At 71.9% G+C, this 16,389-nt stretch carries 15 protein-coding genes; 6 read left to right on the top strand and 9 right to left on the bottom strand.

Annotation, left to right across the window (positions count from 1 at the left end; all coding sequences use genetic code 11):
- Positions 1 to 394 precede the first annotated feature (394 nt).
- From LHJ74_RS05705 to LHJ74_RS05695, 3 genes are all read right to left on the bottom strand, one after another.
- Entirely contained in the window at positions 395 to 982 is a 588-nt protein-coding gene (locus LHJ74_RS05705; RefSeq protein WP_260216400.1) for a DUF3995 domain-containing protein, read from the bottom strand.
- Between the two features lie 143 nt (positions 983 to 1,125).
- Positions 1,126 to 1,749, bottom strand: a complete 624-nt coding sequence (locus tag LHJ74_RS05700) for an NAD(P)H oxidoreductase (protein ID WP_260216399.1) — start codon at positions 1,747 to 1,749, stop codon at positions 1,126 to 1,128.
- 82 nt (positions 1,750 to 1,831) lie between these two features.
- A complete protein-coding gene (locus tag LHJ74_RS05695) occupies positions 1,832 to 2,653 on the bottom strand; it encodes an SDR family oxidoreductase (RefSeq protein ID WP_260216398.1) in 822 nt (273 codons plus the stop codon).
- Positions 2,654 to 2,798: 145 nt separating this feature from the next.
- Between LHJ74_RS05695 and LHJ74_RS05690 the strand changes: the two genes are divergently transcribed.
- Positions 2,799 to 6,197 carry an AfsR/SARP family transcriptional regulator gene (locus LHJ74_RS05690; RefSeq protein ID WP_260216397.1) on the top strand — a complete coding sequence of 1,133 codons (3,399 nt, stop codon included), beginning with the start codon at positions 2,799 to 2,801 and terminating at the stop codon, positions 6,195 to 6,197.
- Positions 6,198 to 6,648: 451 nt separating this feature from the next.
- On the opposite strand, the gene LHJ74_RS05685 is transcribed toward LHJ74_RS05690, so the two are convergent.
- Positions 6,649 to 7,584, bottom strand: a complete 936-nt coding sequence (locus tag LHJ74_RS05685; RefSeq protein WP_260216396.1) for a zinc-binding dehydrogenase — start codon at positions 7,582 to 7,584, stop codon at positions 6,649 to 6,651.
- Between the two features lie 127 nt (positions 7,585 to 7,711).
- Between LHJ74_RS05685 and LHJ74_RS05680 the strand changes: the two genes are divergently transcribed.
- Together LHJ74_RS05680 and LHJ74_RS05675 are read left to right on the top strand one after the other, a co-directional pair.
- Positions 7,712 to 8,410, top strand: coding sequence for a TetR/AcrR family transcriptional regulator (locus LHJ74_RS05680; RefSeq protein WP_260216395.1), 699 nt, complete (start codon positions 7,712 to 7,714; stop codon positions 8,408 to 8,410).
- 233 nt (positions 8,411 to 8,643) lie between these two features.
- Positions 8,644 to 9,117: a carboxymuconolactone decarboxylase family protein gene (locus tag LHJ74_RS05675; protein WP_260216394.1), complete on the top strand. Its 474-nt coding sequence runs from the start codon at positions 8,644 to 8,646 to the stop codon at positions 9,115 to 9,117.
- A gap of 150 nt (positions 9,118 to 9,267) precedes the next feature.
- Here LHJ74_RS05675 and LHJ74_RS05670 read toward each other — a convergent pair whose 3' ends face one another.
- From LHJ74_RS05670 to LHJ74_RS05650, 5 genes are all read right to left on the bottom strand, one after another.
- A complete protein-coding gene (locus LHJ74_RS05670; protein WP_260216393.1) occupies positions 9,268 to 10,290 on the bottom strand; it encodes a CU044_5270 family protein in 1,023 nt (340 codons plus the stop codon).
- Positions 10,287 to 10,901, bottom strand: coding sequence for an RNA polymerase sigma factor (locus LHJ74_RS05665; protein WP_260216392.1), 615 nt, complete (start codon positions 10,899 to 10,901; stop codon positions 10,287 to 10,289). The genes LHJ74_RS05670 and LHJ74_RS05665 overlap by 4 nt, the downstream gene beginning before the upstream one ends.
- 43 nt (positions 10,902 to 10,944) lie before the next feature.
- On the bottom strand, positions 10,945 to 11,442 hold the full coding sequence (locus LHJ74_RS05660) for an NUDIX domain-containing protein (RefSeq protein WP_260216391.1): 498 nt from the start codon (positions 11,440 to 11,442) through the stop codon (positions 10,945 to 10,947).
- Positions 11,443 to 12,319: 877 nt separating this feature from the next.
- Positions 12,320 to 12,781, bottom strand: coding sequence for a hypothetical protein (locus LHJ74_RS05655; RefSeq protein ID WP_260216390.1), 462 nt, complete (start codon positions 12,779 to 12,781; stop codon positions 12,320 to 12,322).
- A gap of 198 nt (positions 12,782 to 12,979) precedes the next feature.
- Positions 12,980 to 13,351 carry a hypothetical protein gene (locus LHJ74_RS05650; RefSeq protein ID WP_260216389.1) on the bottom strand — a complete coding sequence of 124 codons (372 nt, stop codon included), beginning with the start codon at positions 13,349 to 13,351 and terminating at the stop codon, positions 12,980 to 12,982.
- 420 nt (positions 13,352 to 13,771) lie between these two features.
- Here LHJ74_RS05650 and LHJ74_RS05645 point away from each other — a divergent pair, with 420 nt between their 5' ends.
- The 3 genes from LHJ74_RS05645 to LHJ74_RS05635 are packed head-to-tail and all read left to right on the top strand — an operon-like array spanning position 13,772 to position 16,388.
- Positions 13,772 to 15,172: a methyl-accepting chemotaxis protein gene (locus LHJ74_RS05645; RefSeq protein WP_260216388.1), complete on the top strand. Its 1,401-nt coding sequence runs from the start codon at positions 13,772 to 13,774 to the stop codon at positions 15,170 to 15,172.
- Positions 15,169 to 15,666, top strand: coding sequence for a hypothetical protein (locus LHJ74_RS05640; protein ID WP_260216387.1), 498 nt, complete (start codon positions 15,169 to 15,171; stop codon positions 15,664 to 15,666). The genes LHJ74_RS05645 and LHJ74_RS05640 overlap by 4 nt, the downstream gene beginning before the upstream one ends.
- A gap of 56 nt (positions 15,667 to 15,722) precedes the next feature.
- On the top strand, positions 15,723 to 16,388 hold the full coding sequence (locus LHJ74_RS05635; protein WP_260216386.1) for a vWA domain-containing protein: 666 nt from the start codon (positions 15,723 to 15,725) through the stop codon (positions 16,386 to 16,388).
- The last annotated feature ends 1 nt before the right edge of the window (position 16,389 follow it).

The following is a 16,389-nucleotide window of genomic DNA, read 5'->3' as shown; positions in this document are numbered from 1 at the left end:
ACGGCCACGGCCGTCCCGGCCCCTTCCGCGTTGCCCCGCCCTCACCCTCACTGCTGCCCCGAAACCGCGCCGCGCGGAGGTACCCGAGGCGGATCCTCCCGGCGCGGCGGCGAACACCGCCGAATCGCGGCCCGACGGTGCCGCACCGGCCGAACCCGCACCGCCGCCCGGCCCCGGACGAGACGAGGCAGGGCGCCGGAGGACTCCCACGCCGCCGCGCCCAGCCCGGCGAAGTGCTCGCCGCGACGGCAGAGCAGCGCGAGGCGCGACATGGAACCGCGGAGAGCCGGGCCGCAGGGGGCGTGTGAAGGGGCTGGTACGGCCACGGCCGTACCAGCCCCTTCCCCCCGTCACCCGCACCCGGTGCCCGTTGTCCGGCGCAGCCGCCGTCTGGTCAGGCGGTGTGCGTGGAAGGGCGGGCCGCCCGGGTGCGGAGTGTGGGCGCGGTGGTTCGCTGGCGCAGGCGACCGCGCAGGGCCGTGCCGAAGAGCACGCCGCCGATCACGAAGTACGCGTCCACGGCCCGCATCGACCAGAGCGTGTACGCCGACGGGTCGGCCTCTCCGTAGACCTGTGCGGTCGTCATACCGCTGAGGCCGTTGGTGAGCGCGCCGGTGGAGCGCAGCACGTCATCGGCCACGCCGATCCCGCCGCGTGCCAGGAGCAGCAGCGTCGCCGCCCATGCCGCCGTCAGCAGCACCCATCGCGGCACCACGCTGCGGCCGTCGGCGCGGCGCAGTTCGAGTGCGACTCCCGCCCCCGCCAGGCACATCGCGGCCACCACCAGGTCGTAGACGAGGAAGGCCCCGGTGAGGCTGTCCGTCGCCGCCTTCCCGTCCCCCAGGCCCAGGTCACCGCCCACCGCCCAGTGCACGTGGAACCCGGCGAAGACCAGCGCCCACAGCGCGGTCGCGGTTCCCGCCGTCACCGTCATCATCGTTCTCCGGTGATCCGCCGCGTCCCGCAGCGTCGTTTCGTTCATGGACACGAGCGTGCGCGCCGTCACACCCCTCGCACATCACCCTGTGGATGACTTCGGCCAGTGCTCCTCCCCCGCACAGGGGAGACCCATGGCACGCACAGGGGGCGGGACGGCGATGCCGTCCCGCCCCCTGTGGCGGCTGTTCAGGTGTTCGCCGGCTCGAGGGCCGAGGCGTGGAAGGACGTCAGTGCGGCGTCCGCGGCCGCGAACACGTCGCGGACCCGGGCGGCCCGCTGGGCCTTCGGTACGCCGGAGAGTTCGGTGTCGTGCAGCAGCCGTACCGACGACGCCGTGATGCCGCAGAACTCCGACACCCCCTTGCGCAGTTGGTGTTCCATCGCCACATCCAGACCGCTGCCGGCGTAGTCCGCGCTGGGGCCGCCCGCCAGGCCGAGCCACACCATCCGTTTGGCGGCCAGCCGGGGCTTGCCGCGCCCGTAGGCGAAGCCGTAGTTCCACACCCGGTCGATCCAGCCCTTGAGGATCGCGGGTGCGGCGAACCACCAGACAGGGAAGACCACCACGAGATCGTCCGCCGCCTCTATCCGGCGCATGTGGGCCCGTACCTCCGGGGAGTAGGTCTTGTCGCGGTCCTCCCAGTCGGGCTCGTCTGCCGGGTGGAGGCGGGGGTCGAAATCCTCGGCGTAGAGGTCGAGCAGGTCGACGGTGTGCCCCTCGTCGGTCAGCCTGCGGTGCAGGCGGCCCGCGACCTGGGCGGTGAGCGAGTCACGGCGCGGGTGGGCGAGGACGAGCAGTGTGTGGGGCATGACGGGGTCTCCCTCGGGTGTCAGGACGGGGCAGCGGCCGGGCACGGGACAGGGCGGCTTCCGGCGCGCGGGGGTGCGGCTCTCAGAGCCCGAGGCCGGACCCCCCGCTGACGTCGATGTTCTGGCCGGTCACCCAGCGGGCGTCGGGTGAGGCCAGGAAGCCGACGACGTCGGCGACGTCTGCGGGCTGACCGACCCGGTTGAAGACCGAGAACGACGCGGCGTGCGCCTTCGCGTCCGGGTCCGCCATCCACGGGTGGATGTCCGTCTCGATGGTGCCGGGCGAGACCGCGTTGACCGTGATGCCGCGTTCCCCCAGCGTCTGGGCGAGGGTCAGCGTGAGCACCTCGACGGCGCCCTTGCTCGCGGCGTACGAGGTCATGCCGGGGAAGGCGACCTTGGTGACGCCGGAGGAGATGTTGATGATCCGGCCGCCGTCGCGCAGCCGCTTCAGCCCGTGCTTGATGACGAAGAACGGTGCTTTGGCGTTGACGGCGAAGACCCGGTCGAAGTCCGCCTCCTCCACCTCGTGGATCAGCCCGTGGCCCGCGACGCCCGCGTTGTTGACAAGAATGTCCAGGCCGCCGCCCTCCCCCGTACCGGCATCCGCATCGGCTCCCGGCCCTGCTCCCGTACCCGCAGCGCCGGTGAACTCGCCGATGCCCTCGTCGAAGGCCGCCCAGAGCGCCTCGGCGTCACCCGGGACTCCCAGCTCCGTACGGAGCGAGAAGGCCCGGCCGCCCGCCTGCTCGATGGCGGTCACCGTCTCCTTCGCGGCCTGCTCGTTGAACGCGTAGTGCACGGCGACCAGCGCGCCCTCGGAGCCCAGTCGTTCCGCGATGCTCCGCCCGATGCCGCGGCTGCCGCCGGTGACCAGTGCCGTCTTGCCGCTGAGCTTGCCCATGATGTGCTCCCTGTTCCTGATCTCGTGATCTCGTGATCTCGTGAGGGTCCGTGCTGTTCCGGACAGGAGCCACATTGACCGCGGGCGCTTCGCGTACGGCTCGGCTGCGGTTATGGCCGTGTTCGGAGCGCGTTACGGTGACGCCATGCGATTCGGGGTGCTGGGGCCGGTAGGCGTGTGGACGGCGGACGGGCAGCCGGTCACGATCCCCGAGCTGAAGGTCCGCGCACTCCTGGCGTCGCTGCTGGTGGAGGAGGGCCGTCCGGTCTCCGCGCACCGGCTGATCGATGACCTGTGGGGCGAACGGCCCCCGTCGAACCCGACGCGGGCGCTCCAGGCGAAGGCGTCCCAGCTGCGCCGGGCGCTGGAGGAGGCGGAGCCGGGCGGCCGGGGGCTGGTGGTTTCGCAGGCGCCCGGATACCTGCTGGCGGCCGCGCCCGGCACGGTCGACTCCGGCCGCTTCGCGGAGCTGACCGCACGGGCGCGGGCGGGCACCGATCCGGCCGTACGGGCCGCGCTGCTGGCCGACGCGCTGGCGCTGTGGCGCGGGCCCGCGTTCGCGGACTTCGCGGGGGAACCGTTCGCCCGTGCCGCCGCCGACCGGCTGGAGGAGGAGCGGCTGGGCGCGCTGGAGGATCACGCCGAGGCCCGGCTCCGGCTCGGCGAGCACGGCGCGCTCGCCGGCGCACTCGCGGAACTGATCACCCGGCACCCGCTGCGCGAGCGGCTGCGGTCCGTACAGCTGCGCGCGCTGTACCGGGCCGGGCGGCAGAGCGAGGCGCTTGCCGGATACGAGGAACTGCGGGCGCGGCTTGCGGAGGATCTGGGACTCGATCCGAGCCCGGAACTGGTAACCCTGCAACGGGCGATTCTGGCCCAGGACCCGACGCTGGACGCGGACGCCGCCACGGAGGCGGGCGCGAGGCCGGGGACGGACACCGAGCCCGGCACGGAGGCGGACGCGGCGTCCGCCCCGCAGTCCGCCGTTCCCGCGTCCGCGACTCGGCCTGCTGCGGCGCCCGCACCGCTTCCCGCACCGGCGCGCGCCACACGGCCCGTACACCGGCTGCCCGCCCCGCTCACGGAGCTGGTGGGCCGTGCGGAGGCCGTCGTCGAGGTGCGGAAGCTGGTCGAGACGCGGCGCCTGGTCACGCTCACCGGGCCCGGCGGGGTAGGCAAGACACGACTGGCGACGGCCGCCGCCGACGAACTGACCGGCACCTTCCCGGACGGCGTGTGGCTGATCGAACTGGCGGGCCTCGGAGGTGAGCACGCGGGACTGGCGGAACTGGCCGAGGTGGTGTGCGCCGCGCTGGGCGTACGCGACGACGGCGCGTGGGGCGTACTGCCGCAGGATGAACAGCCTGAGGTGGCCGACCGGTTGGCGGAGGCGCTGCGCGAGACGCGACTGCTGCTCGTCCTCGACAACTGCGAGCATCTGGTCGAACAGGCCGCCTCGTTGGTCGAGCTGCTGCTGCGGTCGGCGCCGGGACTCCACATCTTGACGACCAGTCAGGAAGCGCTGGCGCTGGCGGGTGAAACGCTGTGGTCCGTCCCGCCGCTGGCGCCGGACAGCGCGGTCGAACTGTTCCTCGCGCGCGCCGCCGCCTCCCCGGGATTCACGGCGGACGCGGACGGCGCCGAGACCGTACGGGCCGTCTGCCGCCGCCTCGACGGCATCCCGCTCGCCCTGGAGCTCGCCGCCACCCGCGTACGCGCCCTGGGCATAAGGGAGTTGCTCACGCGGCTGGACGACCGCTTCCGGCTGCCGGGCCAGGGGCAACGCGGCGCCCCCGCCCGGCAGCAGACGCTCCGCGCGATGATCGACTGGAGCTGGGAACTGCTCGGCGAGCCGGAGCGCACGGTGTTGCGCAGGCTCGCCGTCCACGCGGAGGGCTGCACCCTGCAGGCGGCCGAAGCGGTGTGCGCAGGCGGGGGCTTGGCGGCCCACGATGTGCCGGATCTGCTGGTACGCCTGGTGGACCGCTCCCTGGTGGTCGCCGTCTCCGGGCCCCACCCGGGGGACGGGCCGCGCTACCGCCTGCTGGAGTCCGTCGCCGCCTACTGCACGGACCGCATGCGGGAGGCCGGTGAGCTGGAGACCGTACGGGCGCGGCACCTCGCCCACCATGTCGCGTTCGCCGAGCGGGCCGAGCCCGCGCTGCGCGGACCCGACCAGCACCTGTGGCTGGAGCGGCTGGACGCCGAAGCGGCGAACCTCCGCGCCGCCCTGGACACCGCGGTGCGCGGCGCCGACGCGTCCGCCGCGCTGCGCCTGGTCGCGGCGCTCAGCTGGTACTGGGGGCTGCGCGGACGGCTCGGCGAGGCCCGCCGCTCGCTGACCGCGGCGCTGTCCCTCGATACGGGGGCCGCCGCCGCAGGCACCGAGGGGGCCGACACCCCGGCGCGCACACAGCTGCGCGCCCGGGTCGGCGCCTGGCACACCGGCATCAGCATCCTGGCGGGCGACGGCGCCGACCGTCCGGGGCGGATCGAGGCCGCCCTCGCCCCGTACGAGGAACTGGACGACCCGGCAGGGCTGGCCCAGGCCCGGTGGTTCCTCTCCCACGCCCTGTGCGGCACCGGCGGCCTGCTGGAGGGAGAGCGGCTCACCGCCCTCGCCCTGGACGACTTCCGCACCCTCGGCGACCGATGGGGCACCGCCGCCGCGCTCAGCGACCGCTCCATACAGCGGCTGCTCCGGGGCGACCTGGACGGCGCGGGACGGGACGGCACCCGCAGCGCCGAACTCTTCCGCGAAGCAGGAGACGAGAGCGGCCGGTTGTGGACCGTCTACCCGCTCGCCTCACTCGCCGAGATCCGGGGCGACTACGAGCACGCCGAACGCCTGTACCGCGAAGGGCTGCGCAAGGCTGAACACCTGCGGCTGTCCACTCTCGCCGTCGACCTGCTTTCCGGACTCGGCCGGATCGCGCTGCTGACCGGGGACCACGACGCGGCCCGCGAGCACCATGAGCACGCACGGCGGCTCGCCTCCGAACAGGGCTTCCGTGCGGGTGAGTTCAACGCCCTGCTGGGACTCGGACTCGGCGCCCGGCGCGAGGGGCTGCTCGATCTGGCCGAGGAGCACCTGCGCGGCGTCCTGGAATGGCACCGGCGGATCGGGCTCGACGACGCGAACGCGCTGGTCCTCGCCGAGCTGGGCTTCGTCGCCGAACAGCGCGGCGACGCGGTGGCCGCCCGCGACCGGCAACTGGCGGGCCTCGCGGCTGCCCGTACGACCGGCGACCCGCGCGCACTGGCACTGGCGCTGGAGGGGCTGGCCGGGGCGGAGGCTCTCGGCGGACGGCCGAGGACCGCCGCACTGCTGCTCGGCTCCGCCACGGCGGCCCGCGCGGCGGCGGGCGCGCCGCGCCCCGCCGCCGAACGCGGCGACGCGGACCGCGCCACGGTTGCGGCTCAAGCCGCCTTGGGCGACGCCGCCTTCACCGCGGAGTTCACCCGCGGCCAAGCCCTCCCCCCGGAGGCGGCCCTCACTGCGACGGGCGTCGCAACGCCGAACGTCACGGCAGCGGACGCATGACGCGGACTGACAGCGCCGGGTGCCACAACACCCCACACAGCGCGCCATGACGACGGGGCTCACAACTGTGGGCTCACAACGAGGCACGTCGCGACAGTGGAGTCGCGACGGCGACGTCACCACGACGTACATCACCGCACAGGACCGTCACGGCACCGGACGCACGATGGCGGACGTCACGACGCCGCATGGCACCGCACGGGGCGCCATGCGGACGCGGCTCACGACAGCGGGCGTCACCGCGGGGGCGGCTCGGCGATGGGTCGCCGGATCGGCTGACGCCAGGGCCCCGGCCAGCGGCAAGCTTCCGTCACCCCCCGCGCCTGCCGAGGGCTGACGCCTGGCTGTGCCCGCCAGGGTGCCAGTCGGCCGTCGAGCCGTGCCCTCGCTGGGCGAGGGACCCGCACGATCGGCGGGGACAGGCAAGGTGTCCGCCGAATCCCCCGCCGGGTCAGTCCAGTTCGAGGACGGCCTTGCCGTGGAGGTGGCGGCCGAGGAGTGCTTCGGCCGCTTCCGCCGCGCCGTCCCAGCTGCCGCGCCAGGAGATCTGCGGGTCGAGGCCGCCCCCGGCGACCCGCTCGGCGAGCCAGGTCAGGTCGCGGGTGAGACCGGTACAGGCGGCCAAGTAGAAGGAGGCGATCGTGCGGTCGTGGCCTCCCTGGTCGCCGAAGAAGGCTCGGGCCGGGAAGTGTTCGCGCTCGTCCGTCGCGTGGCCGACGGATACCAGCGTGCCGTGTTCGGCCAGCATCTGGTAGCCGTCCACGAGTTGGCTGCCACCCACCAGGTCCACCACGCCGTCCACCGGCGTGCCCAGGGCCTTCGGGCCCGGCCCGACGATCACTTCGTGGGCGCCGAGGGTGCGCAGGGCGTCGCTGTGCGCCTCCGGGTTGCCGGTGGAGGCGACGACGTGTGCACCGCCCTGCCGGGCGAGTTGGACGGCGTACCGCCCGACGCCGCCCGTGGCCCCGGTGATCAGGACCCGCCTGCCGAGCAGCGGGCCGATGCGGTGCAGGGCGCGCAGGGCACTGGCCCCGGCCACGGGGATCGTGCTGAGCGCTCCGGGGTCGGCGCCCGCCGGGGCCGTACCCATCCATTCGGTGTCCACAGCGCGGAGTTCGGCCCAGGCGCCGTCCATGGCCAGGGTGGTCACGAGGGTGCCGACGGCCGGGCCGGAGCCGTCGGCGGCGGCCTGCTCCACGACACCGGCCGCATCCCAGCCGGGGACCGAGCCGTCGGGCGCCTCCTCCAGACCGTGCCGGATCTCGCCGTAGTTGAAGGACGTGGCCGCCACCCGGATCAGGGCCTGGTGGGGAGCGGGCACGGGATCGGGTGCCTGGCCGAGCCGGAGCCCGGCGGGAGCGGAGCGGTCGACGAGCAGAGCGCGCATCGTGGTGCACCTTTCGGCGGGGTGGTGCGGCGCCTCGGTGGAGACGCCCTCGCATATTTTTGCCACTTAGTGGCATTAGCTGTCAAGCGGCGATCGCTACCCCGGTACTTCCGGTTAGACTGCCGTCATGTCCGAACCCGGGAGCGCAGCCGCCACCCCGATCGCGAGTGGAACCGCACAGGAGACCGCGAGCGAGCGGCTGCCCCTGCGCGAGCGCAAGAAGCTCCGCACGCGGCAGGCATTGATCGACACGGCACTCGAGATGTTCACCGAGCGCGGCTTCGACGGCACGACGCTCGACCAGCTCTGTGACGCGGTGGAGGTCTCCAAGCGCACGTTCTTCCGCAACTTCCTCAGCAAGGAAGACGTGGCCAGCGCGCCGACCCAGGATCTGTGGCGGGTCGTCCTCGAGGAGCTGGAGACCTGCGAACCCGGTGGCCGAACCGTCCTGGAGATGCTTCGGGACACGCTGCTCGCCGCCCTGGACCAGATGACCGCAGAGGGATGGGCCCGGCGGGTACTGCTCAGCCGGCGCCTGGCGGAAGCGACACCCTCGATGAACGCGCACGGCCTCCACTTCTGCGACCGCACCAGCCGCGCCGTGCTGGCCGTCCTGCACAGCAGGTTCGAGCTCGGCGACCCGGCGGATCTGCGCCCGCGGCTGGCGCTCGACCTGGTGGTCTCCGCTTTCCAACAGGCGCTGGACGACTGGGCGTCGCGGCCCGGCACCCCCACCCGCGCCAGCCTCGCGGCTGACCTGCGCGAAGCCTTCGCCGCCGTACCCGGCGCCCTGACGCTCACCGCGGAACTGCGGACAGACGCCTAGACCCTGTCCGCGCATACCGCGCATACCGCGCATACCACGCCCACCACGCCCGCGCGGTTCGCGCTCAAGTCGCGTTTGCGGGGCGGCGCCCCGGCAGCGATCCTGAACCTCGTCGCAGGTGATCTCCGCCGCTGGACGGGAGAGGAGACGCACTTCACATTCGTGTCAGGTCACAGCTTGCCCCAGCTATCCCGTCTAAGAGGTGTAACCACCAAAACGGCAAGGAGTGCACCATGGAAGCTCGTTTGAACCTCTTCGCCAGCCCGGTCGCAGAGAAGATCTTGAAGCACATCATCTCCGCAGGCAAGGTACTCGCGGACTCGACGCTGCCGCTCAAGACGCAGGAACTGGTGAGGCTCCGCGCCAGTCAGATCAATGGCTGCGGTTTCTGCACCGACATGCACACCAAGGACGCCGCGCACGCCGGGGAGACCCAGACGCGCCTCAACCTGGTCGCGGCCTGGCGCGAGGCCACGGTGTTCACCGACGCCGAGCGGGCCGCCCTGGAGCTGACGGAGCAGGGCACCCGCATCGCCGACGCGGCCGGTGGCGTCACGGACGAGGCATGGGCGAACGCCGCCAAGTACTACGACGAGGAGCAGCTCGTCGCCCTGGTGTCCGCGATCGCCCTCATCAACACCTTCAACCGGGTGAACGTCATGGTCCAGCAGCCTGCGGGCGACTACCAGCCCGGCCAGTTCGGCTGACCCTGCTCCTGCCCCTGCTCGCCGTGCCGGTCGACGGAATGGACGCCTCCACCGGCGCGGCCCCCGGCCCCCGGTGCGGGGCGCGGGATGGGCCGCCCCCCCCCCATGGAAGCGTCCATTCCGTCGACCGCTGCGAGGTGCGACTGGCGGTTACGGCCGCTGGCCGGGCTTGTCGACGACCGAGCGCCCCAAGACCGCGCTCCGTCCGGTGACATCCCCCTTCTTCGGGCCGTGGACCAGGTCCTCCACCGCCACGGTGCGCTCCCCCAGGAACTCCTTCGTCTTCCGGTCGAAGATCAGCTCCGTCCGCTCACCCTCGCTCTCCAGCGCTACGGCGATACCGTGACGGCCCGCCGCGTCCACCGTGTCCTGGACCACGCGGACGCCGGGAATCCTGCCCGCGGCCCGGAACAGCGTGGCGGCGACCTGCGGGGGCAGCAGCGACTCGCGCGCCAGGTCGCCGACGAGTACGAAGGTTGCCTGGTCCTCGCTCTGCCCGCCCTCGCTCACCTTGTGCAGCCACTCCAGCATCTTGCCGGGGTCGGTCGGCAGGGTCTGCAGATGCCGGTAGTTGGTGTTGGACTCGATGCCCGGGGTCTCCCGGTCCAGCTCCATCCTGCCCAGCTCGTTCTGCTCGATCAGCAGGCCCTTGCGGGTGCCGTCGACGGACAACCACACCTCCCGCTGGTGGATGCGCTCCAGCTCCGACTTCTTGCCTTCCTCGACCCTCATGTAGCCGACCTTGCTCTTGATGTACACGAACTGCTCGTCCCGGATGCCGTCCGGCACGCTCTGGTGCTCGGCGGCGAGCGCCACGTCCTCCAGCAGCTCCACCGCCGTCTGCTGGGACGCGGCGGACGGCGGCTGCGTGCCCTCGTCGCCGGTGAGCAGCACCACGGTCAGCCCGACGGCGACGGCGGTGGCCGTGGCCAGGGCGGTCAGCAGAGGACGCCGCCACCTCCTGCGCGGCACCGGGGACGGGGACGGCGTCGGGGACGATGAGAGCGAGGGCAGGGACGAGGGTGACGCGGACGGCACGGACCCGTGGCTGCGCAGCTCGGTCATGAAGTGCTCCCTGAGCAGTCGGTGGCGGTCGTGCGGAAGCTCACGCTCGGGGAGCGGGGAGAGCGGGGCGGGCCCGGAGGACTCCGTACTTTCGTTGGGCGTGGTCATCGGCTTCCTTCCTGGATCGACCTGGCCGAAATGCCTCGGCCACCCTTCATCTGTCCGCTGCGGCCGACGCGTTCCAGTGCCGCCGTGAGCTGCTTGCGGGCCCTGGACAGCCGGGAGCGCACCGTGCCCACCGGGATGCCGAGGGCTTGGGCCGCCGACGCGTAGTCGAGCCCCGACCAGGCGCAGAGCGCCAGCACCTCCCGCTCCTTGCGGCCCAGCGTGCGGAGCGCGGTGCGTACGAGGGCGAGTTCCTCCTCGCCGTCCAGGCGTGCCGCGACGTCGTCGGTGAAGTCGCGCTCGGCCTCGGCCCGTGGCATGCGGGCGACGGCGTCGGCGTGTCTTCGGGCGGCCCGACGCGTGTTGCGCACGACGTTGGTGGCCACTCCGAGCAACCACGGCCGTACGGAGCCGCCTTCGGGTTCGACACGTTCACGAAGCCGCCACGCCTCCAGGAAGGTCAGCGACACGATGTCCTCGGCTGATGACCAGTCTCCCGTGAGCCGAAAAGCATGGTTGTAGACCGAGCGCGCGTACGTGTCGAAGAGCGTCCCGAAGGCGTCCGGATCACCGGCTTGCAGCCGGCGTCTCAGTTCTGCCTGATTCGTCTTCACAGCCCCTTGTCTGTCCGCACGCGCCAGGCCGGTTCACGCCCGGTCACGCCGGTTGGGTGTCCTCGTCCGCGACGGGGTGGCCCTGGACGAGGTTCGCCGTCTCGCCGGTGCCGACCTGCGCGAGGGATGCCCGGATGCGGCGTTCCTGCTGAGCTTCCGTGTGTGCGGGCAGTTCGTCGAGCGGCACCCACGCGTACGCGCTCAACTCTTTCTGCTGGAGGGTGACGGGGGTGCCGGTGGCGAGAACTCCCCCGTCGTAGACGAAGTTGTACCCCTCGGCGGCGCCCTCCCTCGGGTTGGCGGGAACGTAGTCCAGGGCGAGGATATGCAAGGCGTCGATTTCGAGCCCGGTCTCCTCCAGCACCTCGCGTGCGCAGGCCACATGGGGCATTTCGTCGGCGTGTGCGCCACCACCGGGTAGATTCCAGCCTTTTTTGTAGCGTGGTTTCACCAGGAGAACTGCTCCGCTTTCCTCCCTGATGACGGCCAGCGCGCCGATCCTCCGGCGAGGCGGGGTGGCGAGATCCGTACCCTCGTTCATGACTCTTCCTTTCTGCGGCTTCTTCATTTCCACACGCCCGGAACCGCACGATACGGAAGGACAGGCGGCGAACGGTAGGTCACATGCTGCTCAGATGCTGTGTGTTCTCTGGAGACGCCGGAATACCCGGACGGCCATCGGCCCCGATAAGTTCCGTCGGTCCGGATTCTTCACAGACCGCACACGAAATGCCATAGGCCACGGGTTCGCGTCCGGCTCCTCGTCGGGCGTAAAAGTGTACGACCGGTACCGGTAGCGTGAACGGATCAGTCTTTCGCGGCCCTGCCAGGGAGCGCTGATCTTCTGGCTCAGCGCCTCGGCCCTCTCTTCCTGTCCGGTCCGGGACCGCCCGGAGGCTCGCCGGTCACACCTCGGCCCTGGTGATTCGAAAATACGCGCGTTTCGAGGAGGAGATGAGATTCAGCCGTCGAGGAGCCACTCCGTCGCGCGCAACTCAATTCACGCGGCAATGCGTCATGATGCGGGGCACCGAAGAACAACTGCGGCACCAATTGGCGGAAATCACGGGGAGCAGGGGAGGGCGGAGGCGTGAGCGCGGCGATCCGCGCGAGGACTCGGTCTGCTTCTCCACGACCGCCTGGTCCCGGCAGGATCGGCGCCGAGGGGCCGTACCTCAGGTGCCCGACGCCTGCCCGCGAAAGGCGTCCCGCCCCGCCACCAACGGCGGGGCGCGGACGCCGTCGTGGCCGGTACGGGCGGTCGCGCACGGTCGTGGTCTCAGCCTGGCTGCCCGTGGGGCCCGATGTCGCGGCGGCCCGCGCCCTTCCGGGTGAGCCGGGTGAGGAGTTCATGGGCCGCGCGGTGCTCGGGCCCCCAGCCCACACACCTCCTGAGCGCGGCCAGCGCCTTGGGCCGGTCACCTGCTCCTGGAGCAACAGCGCGTACTCGTAGAGCCGTTCGGCCAGCAGTTGGCGTAGCCGTACGTTCGTCGGGTCGTGATGGTAGGCGCACAGCAGCCAGCGCTCGGCGTCAGGGTCTCGACCGGCAGGCCGACCAGCGCGCCGGGCAGGCTGAAGCTCAGCCGCAGGCCGCTCGCGGTGCGCTGCTGCCTGCCGCGCTTCTGCTTCTGCGCCCGCTTCTGCGCCTGGCGGATGCAGGCGCTCAGGGGCGGGGGGAGCAGCAGGTCGCAGACCTGCCTGCCGAGCGTGCCCAGGCGGGTGGCGACATGGGTCTCACCACTGGCAGCCTCGCCCAGCTCGATGCCGATCAGACGGTCGAACTCGGCGCGGTGTCCGGCGGCGTCGCCGGTGCACGGGTCCGGCGTGGCAGCGGCGGTGGCAGCGGACGGCGCGGCAGGTGTGCCAGGTGCCCAGAGCATCGGAGGCTGTACCGTCCAGGGCGGTGAGGTGCCGGAGCGACTTGCGAACCGCGTCGTAGCGGCCCTCCCGGCAGTGGTCGGCCACCTGCCACAGGCCCGTGGACGGCTGCCCGGCCCGGTAGCGGCACTCCGCCAGCAGCGCGTCCCGCAGCTCGTCCGCCGCCGGGCCGGCCCCAAGCCCCGCGAGTCCAGGGGACGTTACCGGCGCCGTCGCGGACAGCGCCTCGTTCGCATGCCCTCGGTCACGGCCTCTGCCACGGCGCACGCCGTCGCCTCCCGGGGTGCCTCGTCGAGTGCGATGCGCCCGCTGCCCGCTCCGGGCGCGGTGATGGTCACCGTCGCGCCGAGGCCACGGAAGCCGGACGGCACGGCCGCAATCGTTTCTCCCACGCAGACATGGAAGAGGAGCCGGCGGAAGGCCGTCGTGAACGCCAGGTTCACCCGCAGCAACTCCCCGGCCGGGGTGTCGTCGTCCTGGTCGAGGGTGAGATACGGCCACGAGCTGAGCGAGCCGAAGGTGCTGCCCAGCGCCTGTACCGCCGTCGCGCTCCCGTCGGTGTACGCCGCCATACAGCCCCAGACTCAGGACCGGGCTCCCCGTACCGGGTCCGGCATCCGCACTCGCGCGGCTCCCGCCCGACCACCCGAGCCGTGCCTGGAGTTGCGCTTCGCGAGGTGCCGCACCAGCGCCTTTTGGGCGCAGCGGAATCCGTCCTCGCGAACGACCGTCCGGTGTCCTCGCCTCCTTGCCGCGCTCCCGCCGTCCCCTCCGGTGCCCATGTCCCTGCCGCCCCTTCCGCATCAGCCGCCCTGCGGCGGGCCTCGATCCGGGGGTCCCGAAGTCTATGCCGAACGGGTGAAGGGTGGGCTACCATCAGTGATCCTCGCCAGTGGCGAACACGGTGCCGCGACGGGGAGCTCATCTGCTGGGCTGCCTCGGGAGAGCATGGCCGGACACCTTGTTCCCCCGGGTGTTTTCATGGGGGTGGCATGCTGGCCAGGGCACTTACGGCACGTCAGCAGGTCGGCGAGGAGCTCGCCGAGCTTGCTCAGGATCCGGGTCTGAAATCCCGGCAGGACGAACTCGACACGCTGGCGAAGGCGCTGAGTGACGGAACAGACACCGAGGCCCTCGCTCCATGGACGGAACTGGACCTCGTCCAGGCATACGCGCGGCCCGAGAGCGTACGCTCCGCGACCCGCACCCCGGCCGAACAACCCTTCTGGCGCTGGCTGGAGGCCGGGCTCGGTGCGCTGGTCTTCGTGCCGCTGCTGCTCACCTGGCTAGGGCTGACCCGAGCGTCCAACGCGTACGAATCGCTGATCGAGAAGGACGCGAAGCACGCGGGCCGTCCGTTCCTCCAGCTGTGGCAGACCGGCTTCGAGGGGGAGTTGTCCGGCTGGTTCACCTTCGGCCATGTCGCCGGCTCCGCCACCACTGCCATCGTGCTGCTGCTGGGCTGCGCGGCCCTGCACGGGATGCGCCGCGTGGCGGTCGACCGTGCGGAGGAGACGGCCCGGGCCAGCGGTGAGGATCTGCTCGCGAAGCTCGTCCCGGTGCTCGTCCGGGCGCAGTTGCAGCTGAACGAGCAACGGCTGACCTCTCCCAGCCGGTTCAGCGGGGAGCTGGCCAAGGCGGCGGACACCCTGACCAGCCTCACCGACAAGGCCGTCAAGGTGCAGGTCTCGCTGGAGAAGACCGCCAAGCAGGTGGGGGATTCGGTGACCGTTGCCGAGAAGCGGTTGCGGCGCGCCGACGCCGCGGTCCGCCCGCTGGCGGATGCGGCCGACCGGATCGACACCGCGGTGCGCCACCACGGCAACGCGCTCGACAAGACGCTCGACCAGGTGCGTGCGGCGGTGGAGGGGGCCGTGCGGGACAACGGCAGTTCGGTCACCGAGGCGCTCGGCGAGATCCACACGGTCAACGGCGAGATAGGCACACAACTGCACGAGGCGGGGGTCAGGGTCGAGGACGCGCTCAGCGCGCTGAACGCCTCGCAGCGGTCGTTCACCACCAGCACCGAGGTGGCCGCAGACCTCACGGGGCGGACACTGACCCGGCTCAGCGAGGTAGCCGAGCAGACCGCGGCGGCCGTCACCGCCTCCCAGGAGACCTCGCGCCAACTCAACGAGCAGACCGACGCCCTGCGCACGGCCGCGGAACGGTTCGCCGAACTGGAGCTCGCGGTACGGCTGCGGCTGCGCCTGGAGGAGCGGACGCGCGCGGAGGAGTGGATACGTGCCGAAGAGCGCGCGGGCGCCCGCGCGCAGCAGCGGGACGGGTCCGCCCGTACCGACGTGCACGGTGGCGGCCGACACCCGGAGGGGCAGGACCATCCGGCAGACGTGTTCGATGGCCGCCCCGGCAGTGTCGCGGAGCCCCGGTGAGGGGCCGCGGGCTGAATCCACTGCACCTCGCGGGCTGGCTGTTCGCGGACATGCTGCTCGTGCTCGCCCTCGTCTCCATGGGCGACCAGGGAGACCCGGTGAAGGCCAGGGAGGCCGCTCGCGGGGATGCCTCCAAGTCGCCTTCTCCCTCCCCTTCCGCGTCGCCCTCCCCGTCTCCGACCCCGACCGGGCCGCGCTCCGTGGAGCGCGAGCCGGTGAAGGTGTCGATCGACGCGGCCTCCTCCGACCGCAAGCGCATCGTCCGCGAGCTGCGCGAGGTCACGCAGAAGTACGGAGGCCGCAAGGCGGCCATCGTCCTCACCTTCGGCCGCACCCGGGAGGCGCGAGCGGGCATCGCTTACGCCCACCGGGTCAACTCGCTGCTGGACGAGGCCCGTCCGGCGATGTTCGAGAAGACGACGACCCGCGACTTCATGGATCTCGGCGGATCCGTCGGACACGCGGATCTGGAGATCTATTTCTTCACCCGCTGATCCCCGCGGCCCCCTGCCCCTGAACGACGAACAACCCCTCACCTGGAGGAACTTCCGTGCAAATTCTGCCCTTCTACATGGTGTGCGACGAATCCGGCTCCATGGGCGGCCCGCCGATCGACGCCATCAACTCCGCCCTGCCCGAGCTGCATCAGGAGATCAGCACCAATCCGACCGTGGCCGACAAGACCCGGTTCGCCCTGATCGGGTTCTCGGACGACGCCACGGTCCTCCAGCCGCTCGTGGACCTCAGCGAGCTGGAGGAGCTGCCCGCACTCACCGCCGGAGGCATCACCTCGTACGGAAGTGCCTTCCACACCCTCCAGCAGAGCATCGAAGCGGACGTCGCCGCCCTCAAGAGCGAGGGCCACGAGGTCTACCGGCCCGTCGCCTTCTTCCTCTCCGACGGGGTGCCCACCGACTCCGGCTGGGAGCAGGCGCTCAAGCAGCTGACCTCCTCCCGCTACGGACCGAAGATCATCGCCTTCGGGATCGGCGAGGCCGACACCTCGACGATCAGCCAGGTGGCGAACTTCCGCGCCTTCATGCAGCAGGACTCCTCGGTCTCCCCGGCAGCCGCGCTGCGCGAGTTCGCGGCCAGCCTCACCCGGTCCATCGTGCGCTCGGCGGGCAGCATCCCGGCCGACGGAGGTTCCGGGTTCACCCTCGCCGTGGACGACACCGTGCCAGGATTCAGCACGGTCTCTCTCGACAAGCTCTGAC

Source organism: Streptomyces gossypii (assembly GCF_025165795.1).
Classification (GTDB): Bacteria; Actinomycetota; Actinomycetes; order Streptomycetales; family Streptomycetaceae; genus Streptomyces; species Streptomyces gossypii.
This window is presented reverse-complemented; position numbering and strand designations above follow the sequence as displayed.